Origin of the sequence: Acidithiobacillus concretivorus, from assembly GCF_018853445.1 — a bacterium.
Classification (GTDB): domain Bacteria; phylum Pseudomonadota; class Gammaproteobacteria; order Acidithiobacillales; family Acidithiobacillaceae; genus Acidithiobacillus; species Acidithiobacillus concretivorus.
The window spans coordinates 1-516 of the sequence record NZ_JABELD010000135.1 but is presented as its reverse complement, the minus strand read 5'-3'; the positions used below and the strand labels follow the sequence as shown (position 1 = coordinate 516).

Genomic DNA, 516 nt, shown 5'->3' with positions numbered 1-516 from the left:
TCCGAAGAATCCGGCAGCGAACAGGATGACCCATTTCCAGGAAAACCAGGCGGAAGCCTGGCTGATGGCCTTCCCGGCCTCGGTTGTGTTCTCGATGACGCCGGAGAAGTTTTCGAGAATCGGGTTTAAGGCGGTTTCCAGGGCCGTAGCGGCGGTTTCTCCGGCATCCCCCATCTGATCCTTTACGGCAGCGCCTACGGCGGTTCTTACGGCCTTGGAGATGCTCTGGACGGTTTGGGCGAGGCGGATGCGTTCCTGGGCGAGGGCTTCGCGTTCAGCGGTCAGGGTGTCGATGGCGGTTTGTATGGCCTTCTGCTGATCGTTGGCCACCGCCATGTAGCCGAATAGCTGCTGTTGTGAGTCCATTACTGGCCTCCTTGGGAATTTTCTGGACGTACTGGCAGATCAAAGAGGGCGCGATCATCGGCACGGGTCAGGGCGGCCTCCATGAGGGCCATAAATTTGTCGTGTGGCCATTCCCCGCGTTCGACCTTGGCGAGGATGGCGGCTCCAACG

2 protein-coding genes are annotated in these 516 nt (G+C 59.9%); both read right to left on the bottom strand.

The features are described 5' to 3' along the window. Positions 1-366, bottom strand: a 366-nt coding sequence (locus HJG40_RS13715; protein WP_215864717.1) for a hypothetical protein, incomplete at its 3' end; no start/stop codon positions are given. Continuing rightward, on the bottom strand, positions 366-503 hold the full coding sequence (locus HJG40_RS15610; protein WP_497006473.1) for a DUF8583 domain-containing protein: 138 nt from the start codon (positions 501-503) through the stop codon (positions 366-368). The genes HJG40_RS13715 and HJG40_RS15610, both read right to left, overlap by 1 nt. Positions 504-516: the final 13 nt, after the last annotated feature.